21 protein-coding genes are annotated in these 22,013 nt (G+C 64.4%); 7 read left to right on the forward strand and 14 right to left on the reverse strand.

Annotation, left to right across the window (positions count from 1 at the left end; genetic code table 11):
• Window positions 1–39: 39 nt before the first annotated feature.
• Together AC0L2O_RS28025 and phaR are read right to left on the reverse strand one after the other, a co-directional pair.
• A complete protein-coding gene (locus AC0L2O_RS28025) occupies window positions 40–660 on the reverse strand; it encodes a class I SAM-dependent methyltransferase (RefSeq protein ID WP_473371998.1) in 621 nt (206 codons plus the stop codon).
• A gap of 116 nt (window positions 661–776) precedes the next feature.
• Window positions 777–1,376, reverse strand: coding sequence for a polyhydroxyalkanoate synthesis repressor PhaR (gene phaR, locus AC0L2O_RS28030; RefSeq protein ID WP_369719858.1), 600 nt, complete (start codon window positions 1,374–1,376; stop codon window positions 777–779).
• A 303-nt stretch (window positions 1,377–1,679) separates the two neighbouring features.
• On the opposite strand from phaR, the gene AC0L2O_RS28035 reads away from it, so the two are divergent.
• The 3 genes from AC0L2O_RS28035 to yddG all read left to right on the forward strand — a co-directional run bounded on the left by AC0L2O_RS28035 (window position 1,680) and on the right by yddG (window position 4,954).
• Window positions 1,680–2,858 carry an acetyl-CoA C-acetyltransferase gene (locus tag AC0L2O_RS28035; protein ID WP_473371999.1) on the forward strand — a complete coding sequence of 393 codons (1,179 nt, stop codon included), beginning with the start codon at window positions 1,680–1,682 and terminating at the stop codon, window positions 2,856–2,858.
• Between the two features lie 293 nt (window positions 2,859–3,151).
• Entirely contained in the window at window positions 3,152–3,877 is a 726-nt protein-coding gene (phbB, locus tag AC0L2O_RS28040; RefSeq protein WP_473372000.1) for an acetoacetyl-CoA reductase, read from the forward strand.
• 207 nt (window positions 3,878–4,084) lie between these two features.
• A complete protein-coding gene (gene yddG / locus AC0L2O_RS28045) occupies window positions 4,085–4,954 on the forward strand; it encodes an aromatic amino acid exporter YddG (RefSeq protein WP_473372001.1) in 870 nt (289 codons plus the stop codon).
• Between the two features lie 163 nt (window positions 4,955–5,117).
• Here yddG and AC0L2O_RS28050 read toward each other — a convergent pair whose 3' ends face one another.
• The 3 genes from AC0L2O_RS28050 to gloB all read right to left on the reverse strand — a co-directional run bounded on the left by AC0L2O_RS28050 (window position 5,118) and on the right by gloB (window position 7,103).
• Window positions 5,118–5,801 (reverse strand): flavin reductase family protein, encoded by a 684-nt coding sequence (locus tag AC0L2O_RS28050; RefSeq protein ID WP_473372002.1) that lies wholly within the window; start codon window positions 5,799–5,801, stop codon window positions 5,118–5,120.
• A gap of 75 nt (window positions 5,802–5,876) precedes the next feature.
• Window positions 5,877–6,299, reverse strand: a complete 423-nt coding sequence (locus AC0L2O_RS28055; RefSeq protein WP_473372003.1) for a cupin domain-containing protein — start codon at window positions 6,297–6,299, stop codon at window positions 5,877–5,879.
• Window positions 6,300–6,335: 36 nt separating this feature from the next.
• Entirely contained in the window at window positions 6,336–7,103 is a 768-nt protein-coding gene (gene gloB, locus AC0L2O_RS28060) for a hydroxyacylglutathione hydrolase (RefSeq protein WP_473372004.1), read from the reverse strand.
• A 108-nt stretch (window positions 7,104–7,211) separates the two neighbouring features.
• On the opposite strand from gloB, the gene AC0L2O_RS28065 reads away from it, so the two are divergent.
• Window positions 7,212–7,952, forward strand: coding sequence for a methyltransferase domain-containing protein (locus AC0L2O_RS28065; RefSeq protein WP_369719851.1), 741 nt, complete (start codon window positions 7,212–7,214; stop codon window positions 7,950–7,952).
• Between the two features lie 63 nt (window positions 7,953–8,015).
• On the opposite strand, the gene AC0L2O_RS28070 is transcribed toward AC0L2O_RS28065, so the two are convergent.
• Entirely contained in the window at window positions 8,016–8,789 is a 774-nt protein-coding gene (locus AC0L2O_RS28070) for a DUF4167 domain-containing protein (protein ID WP_369719850.1), read from the reverse strand.
• Between the two features lie 456 nt (window positions 8,790–9,245).
• Window positions 9,246–10,139 carry a peptide chain release factor N(5)-glutamine methyltransferase gene (gene prmC, locus AC0L2O_RS28075; protein ID WP_473372005.1) on the reverse strand — a complete coding sequence of 298 codons (894 nt, stop codon included), beginning with the start codon at window positions 10,137–10,139 and terminating at the stop codon, window positions 9,246–9,248.
• 88 nt (window positions 10,140–10,227) lie between these two features.
• Between prmC and AC0L2O_RS28080 the strand changes: the two genes are divergently transcribed.
• A complete protein-coding gene (locus AC0L2O_RS28080) occupies window positions 10,228–10,653 on the forward strand; it encodes an HIT domain-containing protein (protein ID WP_409192741.1) in 426 nt (141 codons plus the stop codon).
• A 6-nt stretch (window positions 10,654–10,659) separates the two neighbouring features.
• Here AC0L2O_RS28080 and AC0L2O_RS28085 read toward each other — a convergent pair whose 3' ends face one another.
• From AC0L2O_RS28085 to AC0L2O_RS28100, 4 genes are all read right to left on the reverse strand, one after another.
• Window positions 10,660–11,358, reverse strand: a complete 699-nt coding sequence (locus AC0L2O_RS28085; protein WP_369719848.1) for an ABC transporter ATP-binding protein — start codon at window positions 11,356–11,358, stop codon at window positions 10,660–10,662.
• Window positions 11,355–13,202, reverse strand: coding sequence for a branched-chain amino acid ABC transporter ATP-binding protein/permease (locus AC0L2O_RS28090; RefSeq protein WP_473372006.1), 1,848 nt, complete (start codon window positions 13,200–13,202; stop codon window positions 11,355–11,357). The genes AC0L2O_RS28085 and AC0L2O_RS28090 overlap by 4 nt, the downstream gene beginning before the upstream one ends.
• Before the next feature lie 11 nt (window positions 13,203–13,213).
• On the reverse strand, window positions 13,214–14,089 hold the full coding sequence (locus tag AC0L2O_RS28095; RefSeq protein ID WP_369719846.1) for a branched-chain amino acid ABC transporter permease: 876 nt from the start codon (window positions 14,087–14,089) through the stop codon (window positions 13,214–13,216).
• Between the two features lie 110 nt (window positions 14,090–14,199).
• Window positions 14,200–15,546: a substrate-binding protein gene (locus AC0L2O_RS28100; RefSeq protein ID WP_473372007.1), complete on the reverse strand. Its 1,347-nt coding sequence runs from the start codon at window positions 15,544–15,546 to the stop codon at window positions 14,200–14,202.
• 247 nt (window positions 15,547–15,793) lie between these two features.
• On the opposite strand from AC0L2O_RS28100, the gene AC0L2O_RS28105 reads away from it, so the two are divergent.
• Window positions 15,794–16,396, forward strand: coding sequence for a hypothetical protein (locus AC0L2O_RS28105; RefSeq protein ID WP_473372008.1), 603 nt, complete (start codon window positions 15,794–15,796; stop codon window positions 16,394–16,396).
• Between the two features lie 110 nt (window positions 16,397–16,506).
• Window positions 16,507–16,989 (forward strand): MarR family winged helix-turn-helix transcriptional regulator, encoded by a 483-nt coding sequence (locus AC0L2O_RS28110; RefSeq protein WP_473372009.1) that lies wholly within the window; start codon window positions 16,507–16,509, stop codon window positions 16,987–16,989.
• Window positions 16,990–16,992: 3 nt separating this feature from the next.
• On the opposite strand, the gene prfA is transcribed toward AC0L2O_RS28110, so the two are convergent.
• The 3 genes from prfA to AC0L2O_RS28125 form a co-directional block, all read right to left on the reverse strand.
• Entirely contained in the window at window positions 16,993–18,078 is a 1,086-nt protein-coding gene (gene prfA, locus AC0L2O_RS28115; RefSeq protein ID WP_473372010.1) for a peptide chain release factor 1, read from the reverse strand.
• Between the two features lie 59 nt (window positions 18,079–18,137).
• The gene (gene ptsP, locus AC0L2O_RS28120; RefSeq protein ID WP_473372011.1) at window positions 18,138–20,405 is read right to left on the reverse strand and encodes a phosphoenolpyruvate--protein phosphotransferase; all 2,268 of its coding nucleotides are present in this window, start codon (window positions 20,403–20,405) and stop codon (window positions 18,138–18,140) included.
• Between the two features lie 282 nt (window positions 20,406–20,687).
• Window positions 20,688–21,944 carry an aspartate kinase gene (locus AC0L2O_RS28125; RefSeq protein WP_473372012.1) on the reverse strand — a complete coding sequence of 419 codons (1,257 nt, stop codon included), beginning with the start codon at window positions 21,942–21,944 and terminating at the stop codon, window positions 20,688–20,690.
• Between the last annotated feature and the right edge of the window lie 69 nt (window positions 21,945–22,013).

Consider the following 22,013-nt stretch of genomic DNA (forward strand, 5'->3'; position numbering starts at 1 on the left):
CCGGGACGATACTGACAGTGCGGCAGGCGCACGCGGTAGCTAACCGGTTTTCCGTCGAAATCGGCTGAACTGAAAGGCCTGCGTCGAACGCCACGGCGTATGATGCGTCTCGCCGCGCGTTTCGACGAGTTTGAATCCCGGTCCGAGCTCCATCGAAAGGCTCGCGCTGTCATGCCGCTGGACCGGCAGGCCGCTGCACCTTTCGGGACCATCCGGCGCGAAGGTGCCGATGATGACGTGGCCGCCGGGCGCGACCGCCGACCGCAGGCGGTCGACGTAAGCTGCCCTGTCGCCCGGATCTGTCAGGAAGTGGAATGCAGCGCGATCGTGCCAGACATCGTATGCCTTCGCCGGTCGCCATGTCGTTGCGTCGGCCACGATCCAGTCGATCGCTGCGGCGGCCGCCCCGATTCGCGTCTTTGCGGCCTCAAGCGCGCTGACCGAGAGATCCAGCACGGCGATGTTGCGATATCCCGCCTGCAAAAGGCTGTCGGCCAATCGTGACGCGCCACCGCCAATATCGATGATCGCGGCAGTATGATCCGGATTGGCCGCGCGGATCATCCCCAGCGAGATCGTCGGCGTGTCCTGAAACCAGCTGACCTCCGTCTCGCCTTTGGTGGTGTAGACGTGGTCCCAATGCGTGGTTCGGTCGGACATGGCGTATGCCTTGGCCCTCCGGCGTGTCAGCAGGCCTTCGGGGACGACCCAGACCGGTTGGCGGCGTCCGGTAAAAGCGGCCGCTGCCCGCGGGCACTCTCGCGCGAATGAAGGATCTACTCTTCCTTCTTCGACATCTTCTCGAGGCGTTCCTGCATCTCCTTCATCTGCTGACGCAGGTCGTCGATGTTGGTGTCCTTTGCCGGCTCGGCGCTGGCCTCGGGCTCGGCCTCCGGTGGGGCTCCCGCCGGGCGGCCCGGAGTGGGGACAAAAGGCTTGAACATCGAGAAGGTCTGCTGAAACAGCTCCATGTTGCGGCGAACCTGTTCTTCGAGCGGGGCAAATGGGGTCCCGGAGAGCGAGGTGGCGATCTGCTTACGGAACTTTTCCTGCTCCTGGGTCAGCGATGCGATGGCCTGCTCCAGATATTTCGGCACCACCATCTGCATGCTGTCGCCGTAGAAGCGGATGAGCTGGCGCAGGAAAGTGGTCGGCAACAGGTTCTGGCCGGCCTTGTTCTCCTGCTCGAAGATGATCTGGGCGAGCACGGAGCGGGTGATGTCGTCGCCCGTCTTGGCGTCGTAGACCAGAAAATCTTCGCCGTCCTTGACCATGGACGCGAGGTCTTCCAGCGTCACATAGGTGCTCGTTCCGGTGTTGTAGAGCCGGCGGTTCGCGTATTTCTTGATGGTTGTGGGTTGGTCTGATTTCGCCATGGGCTCTCACTTGCAAGCACGGAGAACGGGAACCTGACGGGCAATGCCGCAGGGCGGGAAGAGTACGCAACGCAACAAAATAAGCATTTTCAACGGGGGCACGCTACCGTTTTGTGCGGCACGGTTAACTGCACAGCAAAAACGTGCTTGCGAAATCGCCAAGAACGCTATTTTGAATGCGCTGCGGCATGAATTCGATCGCCAGCCGATTGACATGCCTCAACGACGTTAACAGGATGCCGTCCGAGACTGGCGAGCCGTTTTCCCAGCCCCGTCTGCCCCCATACAACCCAGGAGATGCCCATGTCAGACGATGTCGTCATCGTCAGCGCCGCCCGCACCCCGGTCGGAAGCTTCAACGGAGCGTTCGCGACCCTTCCCGCCCATGATCTCGGCGCGATCGCCATCAAGGCCGCGCTCGAGCGCGGTGGCATCGAGCCCGGCCGGGTCTCCGAAGTCATCATGGGCCAGATCCTGACTGCTGCCCAAGGCCAGAACCCCGCCCGTCAAGCCTCGATCAATGCCGGCATTCCCGTCGAGAGCCCGGCCTGGGGCGTGAACCAGCTCTGTGGCTCGGGCCTGCGGACCGTCGCGCTCGGCTATCAGGCGCTGCTCAACGGCGATTCCGAGATCGTGGTCGCCGGCGGCCAGGAATCCATGAGCATGGCCCCGCACGCCCAGTATCTGCGCGGCGGCGTCAAGATGGGCCCGGTCGAGTTCGTCGACACCATGATCAAGGACGGCCTTTGGGATGCCTTCAACGGCTACCATATGGGCAACACCGCGGAGAATGTCGCGCGGCAGTGGCAGATCACCCGCGCCCAGCAGGATGAGTTCGCGGTCGCCTCGCAGCAGAAGGCGGAGGCCGCACAGAAGGCCGGCAAGTTCAACGACGAGATCGTCCCCGTCACCATCAAGTCCCGCAAGGGCGACATCGTCGTCAGCGCCGACGAATATCCGCGCCACGGCGCAACGCTCGACGGTATGGCAAAACTGAAGCCAGCTTTCGAGAAGGAAGGCACGGTCACCGCGGGCTCGGCCTCCGGCATCAATGACGGCGCCGCCGCCGTGGTGCTGATGACCGCCAAGCAGGCCGCCAAGGAAGGCAAGAAGCCGCTCGCGCGCATCGTGTCCTGGGCGCAGGCCGGCGTCGATCCGAAGATCATGGGCTCGGGCCCGATCCCCGCCTCGCGCGCGGCGCTGAAGAAGGCCGGCTGGAACGTCGGCGATCTCGACCTGATCGAGGCCAATGAGGCCTTCGCGGCGCAGGCCTGTGCCGTCAACAAGGACCTCGGCTGGGATACCGCCAAGGTCAACGTCAACGGCGGCGCGATCGCGATCGGCCATCCGGTCGGTGCCTCCGGTGCGCGCGTGCTGGTGACGCTGCTGCACGAGATGCAGAAGCGCGATTCCAAGAAGGGCCTCGCCACGCTGTGCATCGGCGGCGGCATGGGCATTGCCATGTGCATCGCCCGCGATTGATGCGGGCGAGGCACCAAACGAGGACATGCATCGCGCGCGACTGAAACAGCTGACGCGCAGCTTACGCCTCATCTGTGCGTGCGTTGCACACATGAGTGAGTGCATTGCACGCGATTAAAAAGGCGGCGGTTGCAAATCAAATATTCTTCGCAATCGCGCAAGCCTCGACTAAAGAGAAACGCCCGGCTCGATGCCGGGCGTTTTGTTCTTGATGTCCATCAAACGTCCCGCATAATCCGCATCTAAAACGATCACTCAGAAACGTCCGAAGAGTCCTAGGGAAGGAATACGATATGACACGTGTTGCATTGGTGACGGGTGGTACGCGGGGCATCGGAGCTGCGATCAGCAAGGCGCTGAAGGCGGCCGGCTACAAGGTCGCGGCGAGCTACGCCGGCAACGATGCGGCTGCGGACAAATTCAAGGCTGAGACCGGCATCGCCGTCTACAAATGGGACGTCAGCAGTTTCGATGCCTGCGCCGAAGGCGTGAAGAAGGTCGAAGCCGAGGTCGGGTCAATCGATGTGCTCGTCAACAACGCCGGTATCACCAAGGACGGCGCCTTCCACAAGATGAGCCTCGAGCAGTGGAACGCCGTGATCGGGACCAATCTCGGTTCGCTGTTCAACATGTCGCGCCAGGTCATCGAAGGCATGCGTGGCCGCAAGTTCGGCCGCATCATCAACATCTCCTCGATCAACGGACAGAAGGGCCAGTTCGGCCAGGTGAACTATTCCGCAGCCAAAGCCGGTGAGATCGGCTTCACCAAGGCGCTCGCGCTGGAGAACGCCAAGGCCGGCGTCACCGTGAACGCGATCTGCCCGGGCTACATCAACACCGAGATGGTGCAGGCCGTGCCGAAGGACGTGCTGGAGAAGGCCATCCTGCCGCTGATTCCGATCGGCCGTCTCGGCGAGCCCGAGGAAATTGCACGCGCCGTCGTGTTCCTGGCCGCCGATGAAGCCGGCGCCATCACCGGCTCAACGCTGACCGTCAACGGCGGCCAGTACATGGTGTGATGGGATCGCATCACACTTGATCATATCGGTAACTTCGTCATGCCCGGGCAAAAGCGCGAAGCGCGTCTTCGCGCTAGACGTCCCGGGCATCCACGGCCTTACGACAGCCGTCGCCATGAAAGAACGTGGATGGCCGGGACATAGGCGAGCGCAAGCGACGCCGTTCCTCGGACGGCTACGCCCGGCCACGACGAGGGTATTTGGCCAATGACTCCCCGCACGGCGACGTTGATCGGATTGACCGCGATCCTGATGTGGTCGCTGCTCTCCGTGATGACGGTGGCGACCGGAAGGATTCCGGCGTTCCAGCTCGCCGCGATGACGTTCGCGATCGGCGGTCTGGTCGGCCTCCTCACCTGGATCGGCCGCAGCGAGGCGGCAAAAAGCCTGCGCCAGCCAGCCGTCGTGTGGGCCGTCGGCGTTGGCGGATTATTCGGCTATCACGCGCTGTACTTCCTTGCGCTGCGCTTCGCGCCACCGGCCGAAGCGGGCCTGTTGAATTATCTCTGGCCGCTGTTGATCGTGCTGTTCTCGTCGTTGCTGCCGGGCGAGCGGCTCGCCCCGCATCACATCATCGGCGCCGTGCTTGGCCTCGTCGGCACCGTGCTGCTGTTCGCCGGCAACACCGTTGGCTTCGCGCAGGGGCAGTGGCCCGGACTGATCGCGGCCTTTGTCGCCGCGTTCGTGTGGGCAACCTATTCGGTGTTGTCGCGCCGGCTCAAGGCGGTGCCGACCGATGCGGTCGCGGGATTCTGCCTTGTCACCGCAGCGCTCGCCGCGCTGATGCATGCCGCGCTCGAGACGACGGTGTGGCCGGAGACGAAACTGCAATGGCTCTCCGTCATCGCGCTCGGCATCGGCCCGGTCGGTGCCGCGTTCTACGCCTGGGACATCGGCATGAAGCGCGGCGACATCCGTGTGCTCGGCGCGGCATCCTATGCGACGCCGTTGCTCTCGACCGGCTTCCTCATCGCTGCCGGCTTCGCCAAGGCGAGTGCAAACATCGCGATCGCCGCGATCCTGATCGCCGGCGGCGGTCTGATTGCGGCGAAAGACATGGTGCTGCGGAAGCGATGAGGCGTTCGTTCGCCGTACTGTTGATCTCGATGCTCGCTGCTCCGGGCGCCATGGCGCAAGTCCGTGCGACGCCTGAAACGTTCACCGGCATTTATCAGAACGAGCACGCGAATGGCCGGCCCGAGACGGTTACGATAAGCGATCGATCAGGATTGATCCGCGGCTAAGGCGCCGGCTGCCAGCCGGGCGGTCGATACATCGCTTCCGGAATCTGCCCGAGCTCGGAGCGCTGCAAGCGCTGCGGCGTCAGGCTGTAAAATTCCTGGAAGCTCAGGATCAGTGGCCGCCATTTGTCGGGATCGATGCGATTGCTCGCTCCTTCCATCATAATGTCGGGATGCGCATGGACCCGCGTGATACGGACCTCGATTGCGGCGAGATGACCACGCCAGACGGCGTCGTCCTGCGCCATCTCATGCACATGCGCGACCTTTGCTTCCAGCTGCACCGGACACTCGGCGGCGCGTGGCGCGCCGACCGTCTCGCCCGCTAGCGCCGTCAATCCGCTAAGACCGAACTTGTCCTTCTCGTGCCGGTAACCGCGATGGAGCTTTCCCGGCGGCACCGGATCCGAGCCTGTGGTACGGGCGAGGCGGTCGACGGCAGCGACGAGGTCCGCGGACGGCAGGTTGAGCACGCATTCCCCGGTGCGAATCATGTTCTCCGTGGTCTTGGAATTGCGCGCGAGCCCGAGCATGCCGCGCCATCCCACCCACCATGCCGACGACATTGGCGCGAGATTGGAGGAGCCGTCTTCGTTGGTTGAGCCAATCAAAACGACGGGCGTTCCGAAATACAAAATGGCCGGGTCTATCTGAATTACTGGCGGATCAAATGTTCCGTGCATCACGCGCTCCTGTTCACTGGATGCGCTGTGTTATGCTGTGCAACGGATCGAACCCACCCGATTCCAGATCAGGCGTTACGGCTCCCAGCCCTTCGGCGCGAGCTCGAATTTTGCGAACTCGAAAGCCGGCGCCACGGTGCAGCCGAGCAATGTCCATTCGCCGGTCGTCTCCGCCATTTGCCAGGCATCGGCCGGAACGATCGCCTGCGGCCGCTCGCCGTTGGCGAGATCGGTGCCGAGGCGCACCTCGTGCTGCGAGCAGCCATCGTGCGCGATGCGCAGCGCAAGCGGGCTTCCGGCGTAGTAGTGCCAGATCTCGACCGCATCGATGCGATGCCAGTGCGAGCGCTCGCCACGGGCGAGCAGAAAATAGATCAGGGTCGAGCGCGAACGGCCGTTGGCGTCGGTAGCCTGATCGCGAAAAGTCTCGCGGTAATGTCCGCCCTCGGGATGCGGGCGGAGTTCGAGACGTGCGATGATCTCGGCTGCGGTCGGCATCGATCCCCGTCCGGATTTTTCTTCAGGATTTGTTCTTCAGGACTTGTTCTTGCGCTCTCGCAATTCGCCGAACACCGTGGCGGCATCCGCGCCCTTCATGTGCAGCCTGGCAGCGACCGAGGGTTCATCAGCGCGCAGGAACACATTCGCTCGCTTCTCGTCACCAAGCAGCGAGGGAATCGTCGGCTTGTTCTCTGCCCGCAGCTTCGCCACCTCCGCCGCGCGTGCCTGGAGCGCCGCATTGTCGGGCTCGACGGTGAGCGCGAACTTGACGTTGGACGCGGTGTATTCGTGGCCGCAATAGAGCATGAAGTCGTCGGGCAGCGCGCGCAGCTTGAGAAGCGAGTCCCACATCATCGGATAATTGCCCTCGAACACGCGGCCGCAGCCGATCGAGAACAGCGTGTCGGCGGCGAACAGCGTCTTTTCGGTGTCGAACACGTAGGAGATGTGGTCGAGCGTATGGCCGGGCGTCTCCAGCACGCGGGCGAGCAGGTTTCCGATCTTGACCACGTCGGCGTTGGCGACCCGCAAGTCGACGTTCGCAATCCTGGTCGTCTTGTCATGCGGCGCGACGACGCGGCAATTGTATTTCTGCTTGAGTTCGGCGACGCCTCCGACATGATCGCCGTGATGATGGGTGATCAGGATGTCGGTGAGCTGCCAGCCCTCGCGATCCAGAGCGTCAAGGATGGGACCGGCCTCCGGCGCGTCGATCGACGCCGTCGCGCCGGTTTCCAGATCGTGGATCAGATAACCGAAATTGTCGTTTAAACAGTTGAAAGTACGAATTTCGGCGGCCATGACATCTCCATCGGGCTCAGCCCCGCCAGACAAATATGGCGTTAGCGTTGCTCAGGCAATGCAATATTCAGCGCGCAGCCGCTGCCTTGTGCATGTTACATTGCCCGCATGACCATCGATGTCGTCGACCTTCGCGAGTTTTATTCCCGGCGCCTCGGCATCGTGGCGCGGCAAATGATCAATCGCGGCATCAAGGAGCGCTGGCCCGGCGCCAAGGGTCAGCGTGTGCTCGGCATCGGCTATCCCACCCCCTATCTTGGCTTGTTCCGCGAAGACGCGGAGCGCTGCATCGCCTTCATGCCGGCGGCCCAGGGTGTCCTGAAATGGCCGACAGGGCGCCCGGCGCTGGCCTCACTGGTGGATGAATTCTCGCTGCCGTTGCCGGACGCCGCGGTCGACCGCATCCTGCTGGTGCATGCACTGGAGATGTCCGACGATCCGGCGGCGCTGCTCCGCGAGATCTGGCGGGTGCTGTCGCCGTCCGGGCGGGTGATCGCGGTGATCCCGAACCGGCGCGGGGTGTGGACCCGCAGCGACAACACGCCATTTGGCCACGGTCGGCCCTATTCGCGTTCGCAGATCACGGACTTGTTGCGCCAGACCTGGTTCACGCCGACCTCGTGGGGCGAGGCGCTGTTCATGCCGCCTTACGCCGGTGGCTGGGTGCTCAAATCGGCGCAGATGTGGGAGCGCGCCGGTGCGGCGCTGTCGCTGCCCTTTGCCGGCGTCCACATCGTCGAGGCCACCAAGCAGGTCTATCGGGCGATCCCCGCCAAGCGCGAGCGGGCGCGGCTGATTCCGTCGTTGAAGCCGGTTCTGGTGCCGTCCTCGACCGTGACACGCACATAAAAGCAAATCGTCCCGGCGAGGCCGGGACGATGCGGTTCGGGACATCAGAAGAGGCGCTGCGGCTCACTCGCTGGGGGCGAGATCGTCGCCGGAAGCGGCCGGCGCTGCCTCGCGCTCGGGGCGCGGGCCGGCATGCGGCCGGCGGCGCCGCCGCGGGAAGCGCTCGCCAGCACCACCGCCTTCCACGCTCTGGCCGCCGTTCAACTGCGGCTGCGGGCCGGTGATGAAAGAGGGCAGGCGATCCACGTTGCCGGCCTCGGCGATCGCGGGCTGCGGCTGGTTCGGCGGTTGGGGCTGCGGCTGAGGCTGGTATTGCGGCTGCGGACGGTGGTCGCGCTCGCGGTGCTCGCGCGGCTGCTGATTGTCACGCTGATAGGGGTGGTTGTCACGCGGCTGAAAATCGCGCTGGTGCTCGCGCTGGCCCTCGCGCACATAAGGCTGCGGCGGCGGTTGCGGCACGAAGCCCGGCTCCTGGCCGAAATTCGAGAAATTCTCGCCGTCGTCCTCGCTGTCGTCGCTGCTGCTGACGGGCTCGTCGCCGCGCGGCTGCTGGTTTTGGCGGAACTGCTCCTGGGCCGTCGCGATCAGGCGGAAATAATGCTCGGCATGCTGGTAGTAGTTTTCGGCGGCGACCGGGTCGCCTGAGGAGCGTGCATCGCGCGCGAGCTGAAGATATTTCTCGGCGATGTGCGAGGCGGTACCGCGGATCTTGATGTCGGGTCCGTTCGATTCGTAGACCCGGGTCATCGGGTTCTGGCCGCGCCGGTTATGATTGTTGTTGCTGTTATTGTTGTTGTTGCGGTTGCGCATCCGCTGCTTGTTCTGACCGTTTCTCATGTCCTGCCTTTAATTCCAGCCCTAAAGGTTGTACGCATTACTGATTGCTGAGACTGACCCAGCGGTTCACACGTCTCGCGCGCACTGCGCACAAGAGCGGACTAGACCCTGCCGATGTTCGTCGACCGTCGCGTTCAACAAAGACGCGTTCCCCATCCGCCAGCATTCAGCGCCAGCGAACCCATTCATTTTGCTTGCCAAAACAAGCCCTGTTTTCTTGCGTTAGTCTTCGCGCGCAATATCAGGCTTTCGTTCACGTTGCGGTCGGAAAGCAGCGCACCTCAAGGGCTATCGCGCTTAACGGGACCTGCGGCTTGGAACCTAAAATCAGTGAAGCTCTCGCTCGAGAGCCCGGCTTTCGCCCGTAGTTCTACGGGGCCGACACCGATGTGCTAAGCAGAAGGTAGTCGTTCCCATAGGATATTCCAAGAGGTTTTTTGGCGCCCAATCCGGCTTTTATGGGGGCATTTTTCGGGCCGAAACGGCCCTCGGGATTCCCGCCAGATCGGCCTTGGGCGGCCTGTCCACCACCAACGCGGCGGCGGCCATCAAGGTTTCAATGTTTCGCGCCTGGCCTTGGCCTGCCTCGACGATCAGCGCTCCGCCGGGGGCGAGGCGCTCGGCCGCCTGGGGCATCAAGGCGCGGTAGGCGTCGTATCCGTCGTTGCCGCCATCGAGCGCCAGATGGGGATCGTGCGCGCGGACTTCGATGCTCAATTTCGGAATTTCAGCCGAAGGAATGTAGGGTGGATTCGACACGATGAGATCGAACGGGCCCGAGAGCGCGGTCGCATAGGAGCAGGCGACGAAGGCCGCGCGGTCGGCAAGACCGAGAGCCGCGGCATTGCCCCTGGCGGTGTCGAGCGCGGAGAGGCTGAGATCTGTGCCGACCCCGAAGGCGTCTGGAATTTCGTGCAGCAGCGCGAGCAGGATCGCCCCGGACCCGGTGCCGATGTCGGCGATGCGCGGGCGCCGACCCGATATGGTGAGCTCGCGGAAAATCTCGAGCGCCAGTTCGACCACCGTCTCGGTGTCGGGGCGCGGCACCAGCGTCGCTTCGGACAAGCGAAACGGCAGGCCCCAGAATTCCCTCGCGCCGACAATGCGCGCGACCGGCTCATGCGCGAGCCGGCGCTCCGCATATCCCTCGAGCCGCACAGCCTCCTCGGGCGTGAGCTGTCGTCCCGCCTGCGTGACCATCGCGGTCAGATCGAGACCCAGCGCGGCGCCGACCAGCAGGCGCGCGTCGAGCGCGGCTTCTTCAATGCCGGTCGATTGCAGCCGTGCCGCAAGCGCACGCCGCGCACTCTCGATGCTGGATCCGGACCCGGAATCTGCCAATGGAACCATCCTGCCTGGCATCGTGGATAGATCGGCGGGCCTGCTTGCGTCAACGGACATGGTGACGTTTGATCGCGGCGGCAGCGGCGGTGAGACCATGACGGCCTATGACGATCAGAACGTCTTTGCGAAAATCCTGCGCGGCGAGATTCCCTGCCTCGAGGTGTTCAGGGACGACCGCAGCCTCGCCTTCCTCGACATCATGCCGCGCTCGCCCGGGCACACGCTGGTGATCCCCAGGGCGCCGGCGCGCGGCATCCTTGACGTCGCGGAGGACGATCTCGCCGCCGTGGCCCGAACCGCCAAACGGGTTGCGATCGCGGCAATGAAGGCTTTCGATGCCGAGGGCATCATCCTCCAGCAGTTCAGCGAGCCGGCCAGCGGGCAGGTGGTGTTGCACCTGCACATGCACGTCATGCCGGTCAAGGCTGGTGTCGAACTGTTGCCGGCGCAGACGCGCAAAGAGGACCCCGTCGTGCTCGCCGACCACGCCAGGCGCCTGATCGCGGCGATCGGCGGCTGACGAAATCTAGACGCCGAGATAGCGCTGCAGCAGTTCCGGCTGAGCCTTGAGTTCTTGCGCCGGGCCCTCGTGCACGATGTGGCCATTGTTGATGATGTAGATGCGGCTTGCCAGCGCCAGCGTCGCCGCGAGGTTCTGCTCGACCAGCACGATGGTCTGGCCGGCGGCCGCGAGCTCGCGGCAGGCCTTGATGAGGTCATGGACGATGACGGGTGCCAACCCTTCAAAGGGTTCGTCCAGCAGGATGATCTTGGGATCGCGCACCAGCGCCCGGGCGATCGCGAGCATCTGCTGCTCGCCGCCGGAGAGCTCGGTGCCACGGTTGTTGCGACGCTCCTTCAATCGCGGAAACATCTCGTAGATGCGCGCGAGCGGCCAGCGTTTCGGCGCGGTGATCCCGGCGATGACGATGTTCTCCTCGACCGACAGGCTGCCGAAGATGCGGCGCTCCTCGTGCACCAGCTGCATCCCGGCCTGAGCGATCTTGTGGCTCCTGCGTCCGGCGATATCGATGCCGTCGAATTTCACGGTACCGCTGCGCGGCGTGACGACGCCCATCAGGCTCTTCAGCGTCGTGCTCTTGCCGGCGCCGTTGCGGCCGAGCAGCGCGACCACCTCGTGCTGTTCGACGTGCATGGCGACGTCGAACAGGATGTGGGAGTCCCCGTAATAGCTGTTCAGGCCGTTGACCTCGATCAGGCTCATGCGGCGATCTCTCCATGCACGCCGCCGAGGTAGGCTTCCTGCACCGCGGCGTTGGTCCTGATCTCCTCCGGCGTGCCGTCGAGCAGGACCCGACCCTCCTGGAGCACCGTGACGCGCTCGACCAGCTCGAACAGCGAATCCATGTCGTGGTCGATGATGATCATGGTGCGGCCGCGGGCGATTGATTTGAGCAGCTTGACGGTCTCGACCCGTTCGCGCGGACTCATGCCGGCGAGCGGTTCGTCGAGCAGGAGCAGGCGGGGCGAGGTGGCGAGCGCGAGCCCGATCTCCAGCCGCCGCTTTTCGCCATAGGCGAGCTCTGCGACTTCGGTGTCGGCGCGGCCGGTCAGGTTGACCAGCGCCAGCGTGTGCTCCACCTGCTCCGACAGGCCTTTGACACTGGAGAGCTTCCGGAACAGGTCGAGCCGGAACTTTCCGCGCAACTCGGCGAGCGCGGCGATCGTGAGGTTCTGCCGCACCGTCAGTCCGGTGAAGAGCTGGTTGACCTGGTAGCTCTTGGTGAGCCCGAGCTGGCAGACGTCGGTGATCTTCAATCCGGTGATGTCGCGCCCTTCGAACATGATTCGGCCGGAGCTCGGCGCGATCTCACAGGTCAGCATCTTGAAGAAGGTCGATTTGCCGGCGCCATTGGGGCCGATGATGCCGCGCAGCTCGCCCTGATTGACGCTGAAGTCGATGTTGCTGTTGGCGAGGAGGCCGCCATAACGTTTGGTGAGGCCGCTGGCTTTCAGGATCGGTCCGGAAAAGGCGGGTTTTTCGATCTGCTTCGCCTGCATCGGAGCCGGCAGGGATTGCTGGGCGCCCTCGACGTGGGCGCTCTGTTGTTCCGGCTCCCTATCCTGCCGCGACCGCTTGCCGAACACAAAGTGATAGAGGTCCACGAGACCGCCGATGATGCCGCCACGCAGGAAACAGACCAGCAGCACGAATACGACGCCCAGCACGAGCTTCCAGGCCGCTCCCAGGCCCACCGCTCCCTGGAGGAAGTCCTGGAGGAAGAGCCAGACAGCGGCGCCGACCAGCGGGCCGAATAGTGTGCCTCTGCCGCCGATCGCGGTCTGCATCACGAGCTGGCCGGAGGTGTCGAAGGTGAAAGCATCGGGCGGCATGAAGGCCTGGAGCACGCCGAGAAGGCCGCCGGCGAATCCAGCATAGGCCGCGGCGATCACGAAGGCGGTCAGCTTGTAGCCGTGGATATTGTGGCCGACCGCGGTGGCGCGCAGCGGGTTGTCGCGGATCGCGCTGAAGATGGCGCCGACCGGCGAGCGAACGATCCTGAGCGCGATCACGACACCGATGAAATAACAAAGGGCAATGAACTGATAGAGCGACCAGCCGTCGGTGAAGTGGATCGCGGTGAAGCCGAGATTGAAGCTCGGCATCGGAACACCCGGCAGGCCGTTCTCGCCGCCGGTGAAGTCGGAGAGCGGATTGAACTCGACGAAGAAGAACACCTCCGCGATGGCGACCGTGATCATGGCAAAGTAGATGCCGGTCCGGCGCAGCGCGACCAGCCCGACCAGATAGCCGGTCGCAGCCGCAGCGATCATGCCGATGACCAGCGCGCCCAGCACATTGCTGAACCCGGCGCGGGTCAGCAGATAGGCCGCGACGAAGCCGCCGGTGCCGTAGAAGGCGGATTGGCCGAACGACAGCAGCCCGGTGAAGCCGAACAGAATGTCGAAGCCGAGCCCGAATAGGCCCCAGACCAGGATTCGGTTCACGGTGTTCGGTGCGAAGCCGAGATGAGGCAGCACGAAGGGAGCTACGATCAGCCCGGCCGCGGTCAGGATCTCGATCAGGAACGGGCGTTGCTTGAGCATCTGGGGGTCACTTATTCGCGGCCCTGGACGCCGAGCAGGCCGTGCGGACGTACCACCAGTACGAGCGTCATGGCCGCAAACAGCATCACATAGGCATAGCCGGGGTTGAACATGGAGGTGACGCTGATGATCTCGCCGGCGATCAGGCCGCCGAGGATGGCGCCCGGGAACGAGCCGACGCCGCCGATCACCACCACCACGAAGGTTTCGACGAGGATGTCGTCGCCGACACCCGGCGTCAGCGACACCACCGGCGCGTTGACGATACCGGCGAACCCGGCGGCCATGGCGCCGATGCCGAACACCACCATGAAGACGCGATAGACGTTGATACCGAGCGAATCCACCATCACGGAGTCCTCGATGCCGGCGCGCACGATCATGCCGAGCCGGGTGCGGTAGAGGACGAGGAACAGCGCGCCCAGCGCGATCGCGACGATGCCGACCAGCGCGAGGCGGTAGGTCGGGTAGAACATGAAGCCAAGATTGGTGATGCCCTGGAACAGCGCCGGGGGTGGCACGACCAGCGACTGGCTCGAGAAGATCAGGCGCACGGTCTCGACGAAGCAGATGCCGAGCCCGAAGGTGACGAGCAACTGGTCTTCGTGCGGACGGTGATAGAAATGACGGATGATGATTCGTTCGATCAGAACGCCCAGCAGCATCACGAACAGCGAGCCGGCGAGGACCGCGAGAATGAACGAGTCGGTGTACTGGAAGGCGACGAAGCCGGCATAGCCACCGATCATGAACATCGCGCCATGCGCAAGGTTCAGCACGCCGAGCGTACCGTAGATGATCGTCAGGCCGGAGCTGATCAGCGCAAGCAACGCGCCGAGCGCGAGGCCGTTGAACAGCTGCGAAACGAGATTGGGCCAACTAATCATGCATGACGGTCGCGGTTGGGCGCAGGGAGCGCACGAAAGCAGGAGCGACGAAAAAACGTGACGCCGCAGGAGCAGATGCGGCCCGCGGCGTCACAGGGATGAAGACGGGATCAGGTGTAGGCGCCGAGATGGCAACCGAACGCGTCCGGCTTCTGCATCAGGCCTTCGCCCGGGACGATCTCGACGACGTCGTACCAATCTTCCTTGTTCTTCATGTCCTTCTGCATCTTGCCCTTGACGATGATGACGGGACGGACGCACTGGTGGTCCTCGGGCCGGTAGTGCACGTCGCCGACCAGGGAAGGCAGGGTCTCGCCCTTCTCATAGGTCTTGATCACATCGGGCGGATCAAAAGTGCCGGCTTCCTCGCACATGTGGGCCCAGTGCGCGAAGCTGACATAGGCGTTCTCCGCGCCCCATTCCGGCTTGTAGCCGTACTTCTTCTCGAAGGCCTCGTTGAACATCTTCGCCAGCGGGAACTTGTCCTCGACCGTCCACCAATAGTCCGTGGCGGCATAGACGCCCTGCATCAGCCCGCCGGTCTCGCGCGCGATGAACGGTACCTGATAGGGGACGACCAGCTTCATCCTGTCGAGCACGCCGAACTGCTTGGCCTGCTGGGTCGACAGCACCGCGTCGTGGCCCCAGTTGACGTTGATCAGCACGTCCGCGCCGGAGTTCGCGACATTGAGGAGATAAGAGGAATAATCGGGAGCGCCGAGCGGCGCGACCTGATCGGTCGCCGTGGTCCAGCCCGCGGTCGCGAGGAAATCCTGCATCGACTTGGTGACCGTGTGGCCGTAGGTGTAGTCCGGCGTCAGATAGGCGGCCTTCTTGTTCTTTCCGAACTCCCTCACCATCACCGGCCCGATCGCCGCGGCCGCGGTCTGACCATAGAAGTTTTGCCGGAAGCCGTAGCGAACGCAGTCCTTGCCGGTCGTGTCGTTCGAGCCGGAAATGCCGCACACGAACAGGACACGCTCGCGCTGCGCGAGCTTGTTGAGCGCAACCGCAACGGCGCTCGATGTGCCGCCGGTGATCATGATTGCCTTGTTCTCGCTAATGAAGCGCTGCTGCGCCTGCACCGCTTCGTTCGGTTTGGCGGCGGAGTCCGCAACGCCATATTTCAGCTCCTTGCCGAGCACGCCCTTGCTGGTCTTGGGCGATATCTTCTTGATCAGGTCGTGCCCCTCGTTGATGTGCTCGATCGCAAGCTGATAGCCCTTGAGCTCGTCTTCACCCTGCACGGCATAGGTGCCGGTGCGCGGCACCGAGATCCCGATGAACGCCGTGGAACCCGACACGCCTGCGGGATAAGTGCCGATCGCCGGCTGGTCTTCTGCAAATGCCGGCAGCGCGGGCAGCAGCGTGCCGCCGATGATGCCAGCGCCGCCCTGGAGCAGGCGGCGGCGCGAGATATCGTAGGCCAAGCCGCGGTGGATGAGTGTGTCCTTCATGATCGGTTCCTCCTGAATGACGGTCTTGCGTGCCGGCGAGACGGAACCCGCCCGGCGTGTCCGGTCTCGATCGCCGAACGCCGGGCGCGTCACATCCGCGTGTAGTTCTTGCCCTATGCATTGCTTGTGAAGGCTTTCTGTCAATTTCGCCTTTGGTCGAACGACGAAAATTATCTCGTGAAAACATATCGTCTCACGATATACATTAGCCTTTGTGAGTACGAGACCGGCGGGTTTGGCGAGCGCGATGACACGGCAGAGGAGAGCAGCGGAAGGTCGGAAGCGGCAGTCCTGGCCGCAAGTGGCGGAGCGGCCGGCGGCTGAGGGAGGCGACCAGCGCACGGGCCCGCAGCCCGGCGACACGCCCCAAATGTCCGAGCTGCGCAACCGCCCGGGAGGTTGGCGCGGCACGTCCGCAGGCTCGGTTCAGGGGAAGCGGGCGCCCGGCCCGATGATGACGCTGAGCGTGCGCGCCCAGAACGTACTCAAGGAACTCGCGGTCGAGCTCACCGGCGAGCAGCCGCCGAAGGGGAAATGGTCGCCCTCTCGCGAGTTGCTGCTGGCGCTGACCGCCGAGCGCCTCGCAACTGCGCGCAATTGCGGCCCTCGCACGATGCGCGAGATCATCGTCTGGGCGCAGGGATGCGGGGTGACCATCACGCCGGTGCTCCGGCCCGGCGGCTCGCTCTCGAAGATGTGGGAACGGTTGATCGCCAACGCGGCTTCCGGCGCTCTGACCAGCGCTGAGGTCGCCAGTGCGCTGCAGCGGTCGATCCGGCGGAAGAGCGTCCGCATACCGATCGCATTCCAGGTCATTCTCGTAAAAATCCTGCTCTCCAGCTTCGAGTAGGCGACCGGATATCTGTGTATCGCCACACCGGCCGGTTGGTCCGGAGCCGGTGGCTTGTTACTTTGCCAAGCTGCCCGCCTCGCCGGGCAGCAGAGTCGGGACAGCGCGGCATGGCGGAGGCGAAGAGGCCACAGCGATCCAAGGCGGCAGCGTCCGCTCGCCGTCCGAGCAAGCGCACGATGCGCGACGCCGATTACACCGCACTGGCGCAGTTTCGCTACCAGATCCGGAGCTTTCTGGCGTTCAGCGAGGCGGCCGCCGCGCAGCAGGGATTGACGCCGACGCAGCATCAGGCGCTGCTCGGCATCAAGGGCTTTGCTGGTCCGGGCCCCTCGACCGTCGGCGATGTCGCACGGTTCCTGCTGATCCGGCATCATTCGGCGGTCGAGTTGATCAACCGTCTCGCCAAGCTCGGCTTGGTCAGCCGGCTTGCCGATCCCGAGGACGCCAGGCGCGTTCATCTCAAGCTGACGAAGAAGGGAGAGCAGAAGCTCCACGCGCTCTCGCGGAAAAACCTGGAGGAGCTTCGCCGCGCCGCGAGCCCGGCGCTCAGCCGGTTGCTGAAATCGTTTCGAGAGTTCAAGGAGCTGTGAGCATCACGCCGCCGCGCCTTGCGCGGCGAGTTGCGCGGCCTGGTGCTCGGTGGTCAGCGCGTCGATCAGCTCGCCCAGCGCTTCGCCCGCGATCACTTGCGGCAGCTTGTAGAGCGTCAGATTGATGCGGTGGTCGGTGACGCGTCCTTGCGGGAAATTATAGGTGCGGATGCGCTCGCTGCGGTCGCCGGACCCGACCTTTTCCTTGCGCTCGGCCGAGCGCGCCGCGTCGAGCCGCTGTTGCTCGGCGTCGTAGATGCGCGAACGCAGGATGTTCATGGCGGACGCGCGATTCTTGTGCTGCGAGCGGCTGTCCTGCATCATCACCACGATGCCGGTCGGGATGTGCGTGATGCGGATCGCCGATTCGGTCTTGTTGACGTGCTGCCCGCCGGCGCCTCCCGCGCGCATGGTCTCGATGCGCAAATCGTCGTTCTTGACCTCGACGTCGACCTCCTCGACCTCCGGCATCACGGCGACGGTAGCTGCGGACGTGTGAATGCGCCCTTGGGTCTCGGTGTCGGGCACGCGTTGCACCCGATGCACGCCGGACTCGAACTTCAGCTTCGAGAAGGCGCCGCGACCCTGCACCTCCGCGATGATTTCCTTGTAGCCGCCGACCGTGCCCTCGCTCGCCGAGATCACCTCGACCTTCCAGCCCTGCAAGCTCGCAAAGCGCTCGTACATCCGGAACAAATCGCCGGCGAACAGCGAAGCCTCGTCGCCGCCGGTGCCGGCGCGAATTTCCAGCACCACGTTGCGGTCGTCCATGGCATCCTTGGGCAACAGCGCGACCCGGATCTTCTGGACCAGATCCTCGATCTTCGGACGTAGCTCGTCGCGCTCGGCCTCCGCCATGCCGCGCATCTCGGCGTCCGTGGCGGGATCGGCGATCAGCGCCTCGGTATCCGCGAGCTCCTTGACGGCAGAACGATAAGCCTTGACCGCCTCGATCAGCGGACCGATCTCGGCGAGCTCGCGTGTGATCTGCACATAACGCTCGGAGGAGAGCTGGCCGAGCGATTCGGCCTCGAGGGAGGCGTGATGGGCGAGCAGGACATCCAGTTTGGCTTCGGGGAGTGACGACATCGGTATGGTCTCAAAAGGGCGGACGGAGGCGAGGCGGCGAAGAAGGGCGGACAGGCCCGCTACAACGCCAGCCCCTCAGCCTCGGCGAACTCCGTCAGCTTCTGCCGGATCGAGACGCTGCCGGCGGGCGCGTCCAGCAACGGGCCGAGCATCGCTTCGGCCTTTTTGGCGTCGAGGTCGATCACCATCGCCTTGACCGGGCCGAGCGCGGTCGCCGAGAGCGACAGCGAACGATAGCCCATCGCGATCAGCGCCAGTGCACCGATCGGCTTCGAGGCCATTTCGCCGCAGAGCGAGAGCGATTTCTTCGCCGCGTGCGATTTGCGGGCGATGTCGCGCAGCGCACGCAGGATCGGCGCCGACATGGTGTCGAAGCGCTCCGAGACCTTAGCGTTGCCGCGGTCGACCGCGAACAGGAACTGGAACAGATCGTTGGAGCCGACCGAGATGAAGTCGACCTTCTTCAGAAGCTCGTCGAGCTGGTAGAGCAGCGCCGGCACCTCGACCATGGTGCCGATGTCGATCCGCTCCGGCAGCGTATGGCCGTGCTGGCGAAGATAAGTGAGCTCGCGTTCGACCAGCGCCTTTGCCGCATCGAACTCGGCGACCTCGGAGATCATCGGGAACATGATGCGCAGCGCACGGCCGCCGCCGGCGCGCAACAGCGCGCGGATCTGGCCGCGCAGCAGCCCGGGACGGTCGAGCCCGAGTCGGATCGCGCGCCAGCCGAGCGCCGGGTTCTCCTCGATCACCGTCTCCATATAGGGCAGCGCCTTGTCACCACCGATGTCGAGGGTGCGGAACGTGACCGGCTTGCTGCCGGCGGCATCCAGCACGGCGCGGTAGAGCGCGAGCTGGTCGCTGGTGCGCGGCAGGCTCTGGCCGACCATGAATTGCAGCTCGGTGCGAAACAGGCCAATGCCGGCGCTGCCGGTGTCCTCGATATGCGGCAGGTCGATCGCCAGCCCTGCGTTGATCAGCAGCTCGACCTTCTCGCCGTCCTTGGTGACGCAAGGACGGTCGCGGAGCGCCAGATACTGCGCCTGCCGGCGGGCGCGGAAGCGCACGCGCTCGGCGAAGGCCGCCTCGACTTCCTGCGACGGGCGCACATAGATCGAGCCCGACGTGCCGTCGACGATGACGGCATCGCCGGGATCGGCGATGCCCGGCGCATTCGGGACTTCGCCGACCGCGGGAATGCCGAGCGCGCGCGCCACGATCGAGACGTGGGAATTGGCGGTGCCTTCCTCCAGGATGATGCCGCGCAGGCGCTTGCGGTCGTAGTCGAGCAGCGCCGCCGGTCCCATCGCGCGCGCGATGACGATGGCGTTGTCGGGCAGTTGCTCGCGCGAGGGCGCGTGGTCCTGGCCGACCAGCTGCCGCATCAGCCGGTAGCCGAGATCCTCGAGGTCGTGCAGCCGATCGCGCAAATAGGGATCGGTCGAACGCAGCATGCGGGCGCGGGTGTCGGATTGCACGCGCTCGACGGCGGCCTCCGCCGTGAGGCCGGTGGCGACGGCCTCGTGCAGCTTGTGCGACCAGCCCTGGTCGTTGGCGAACATGCGGTAGGCTTCGAGCACGTCGCGATGCTCACCGCCTTCGGCGACGTCGCCGCGCTCCAGCATGCGGTCGAGGTCGGAGCGCAGCTTGGCGAGCGCGGTGTCGAGCCGTTTGATCTCCTTGGGCAGATCCTCTGCGATGTAATCCTTGATGACGACGCGCGGCTCGTGCAGCACGACATGGCCGAGCGCGATGCCTTCCGACAGAATGGCGCCGACCTTCTGCATGGAATGCCGCGCAGCCGGCTCCTGGCCGGGCTGGGCCAGCGCGGACAATTCACCGGAGGCGATCAGCTCCGCCAGCACCATGGCGGTGGTCTGCAGCGCCTCGAGCTCTTCCTCGACATAGGTGCGCTTGGCGCGGTTCTGCACCACCAGCACGCCGAGCGTGTTGCCGGCACGCAGGATCGGCACGCCGAGGAAGGAGTGGTAAATTTCTTCGCCGGTCTCGGGGCGGAACGAGAAGGCTGGATGGCTCTGCGCGTCGTTCAGGTTGAGTGGCGTTGCCTCGCTGGCGACGAGACCGACCAGGCCCTCATGGGCAGTCAGCACGGTGTGGTGCACCGCTTCGCGGTTGAGGCCTTCGGTGGCGTAGAGCTCGAGCGTGTTGTCGACGCGCAGCACGTAGACCGAGCACACCTCGGCCACCATGTTGGCGGCGATCAGCACCACGATCTTGTCCAGCCGCTCCTGGGCCGAGACCTGCTCCGCCATGGTTTCGCGGAGCCGTCTCAACAAGACGCGGGGACCTCCCGACGCGCTCCGCATGTCCCCTCAATCTCCCTCGTCAGCCGGGCCCGAAAGGGACGCCGGCGGCTCACCCGAAAAATCCAGAAAAACAACGAATTTGCTCATCCGGCGCCGGCCCAGGCAATCGTCCGGGCCCACGCCTGAGCCGAATCAGCACCGCCTCAACTGGGGCGCAGTCTGTGGCAGACCACCCTGTTCGCCGTATAGCGAATTGGGGCTTGTTTTGCCAAGCAAAACGCCTGCCAAACGCGAAGGTGTCTACACCTTCGCGTTTGCTGCGGCCGCTAAGAGAAAATTAGTCTAAGATTGATCGAGGCCGTAGAGCGTGTGCAGCGTGCGCACCGCAAGCTCGGTGTAGGCAGTGTCGATCAGAACCGAGAATTTGATCTCGGAGGTTGTGATGGCCCGGATGTTGATGTTCCGTCCGGCGAGGGCCGAAAACGCCTGGGCGGCGACGCCGGCATGGCTGCGCATGCCACTGCCGATCACCGAAATCTTGGCGACGTCGGTCGCAGTGTCGAGCCTGTGGTAGCCGATCTTGGCCTTGGCACCGGTGATCGTGTCCCTGGCGCGGGTGTAGTCGGCCGCCGGCACGGTGAAGGTGAGGTCGGTGGTCTTGCCGTCCTCGGAGACGTTTTGCACGATCATGTCGACGTTGATGTTGGCATCCGCGAGCGGGCCGAAGATCGACGCAGCCACGCCGGGCTTGTCCTCGATCTGGCGCACCGAGATCTGGGCCTCGTCCTTCGAAAAAGCGATGCCGGTGACGACGTGGCTTTCCATGATCTCCTCCTCGCTGCAGATCAGCGTTCCGGGCGGCTGGTTGGCATGCGGGTCGATATCCTCGGGCTTGTCGAAGCTCGAGCGGACGAAGATCGGCATGTTGTGGACCATGCCGAGTTCCACCGAGCGCACCTGGAGCACTTTCGCGCCCTGGGAAGCCAGTTCCAGCATGTCTTCGAACGCGATTTTGTCGAGCCTCTTGGCCTTCGGCACGATTCGCGGGTCAGTGGTGTAGACCCCATCGACGTCAGTATAGATGTCGCAACGGTCGGCCTTGACGGCGGCGGCGATCGCCACCGCCGAGGTGTCGGAGCCGCCACGGCCGAGCGTGGTGATGCGATTGGTTTGCGGATTGATGCCCTGGAAGCCGGCGATCACCGCGACTTCCTTCTGCTCCTTGAAGCGGCTGATGATCTCGGTGCCGTCGATCTCCTCGATCCGGGCCGAGGCATGGGCGTCGCTGGTCTTGATCGGGATCTGCCAGCCCTGCCACGAGCGGGCCTGGATGCCCATGCCCTGGAGCACGATGGCGAGCAGGCCCGAAGTGACCTGTTCGCCGGAGGCGACCACCGCGTCGTATTCGCGCGCGTCATGCATCGGCGAGGCCTCGGTGCACCAGGCCACCAGCTCGTTGGTCTTGCCAGACATCGCGGAGACCACCACAGCCACCTCGTGGCCGGCGTCGACCTCACGCTTCACATGGCGTGCGACGTTGCGGATACGTTCGATGTTGGCGACGGATGTGCCGCCGAATTTCATCACGAGGCGGCTCATGACGATGCGTGCATTCCCTTATAATGATAAGTATGGTGACCCGCGCGAGACGGGGCCACGGATGCCGAC

It is taken from the genome of Bradyrhizobium sp. Kon10, assembly GCF_055807395.1.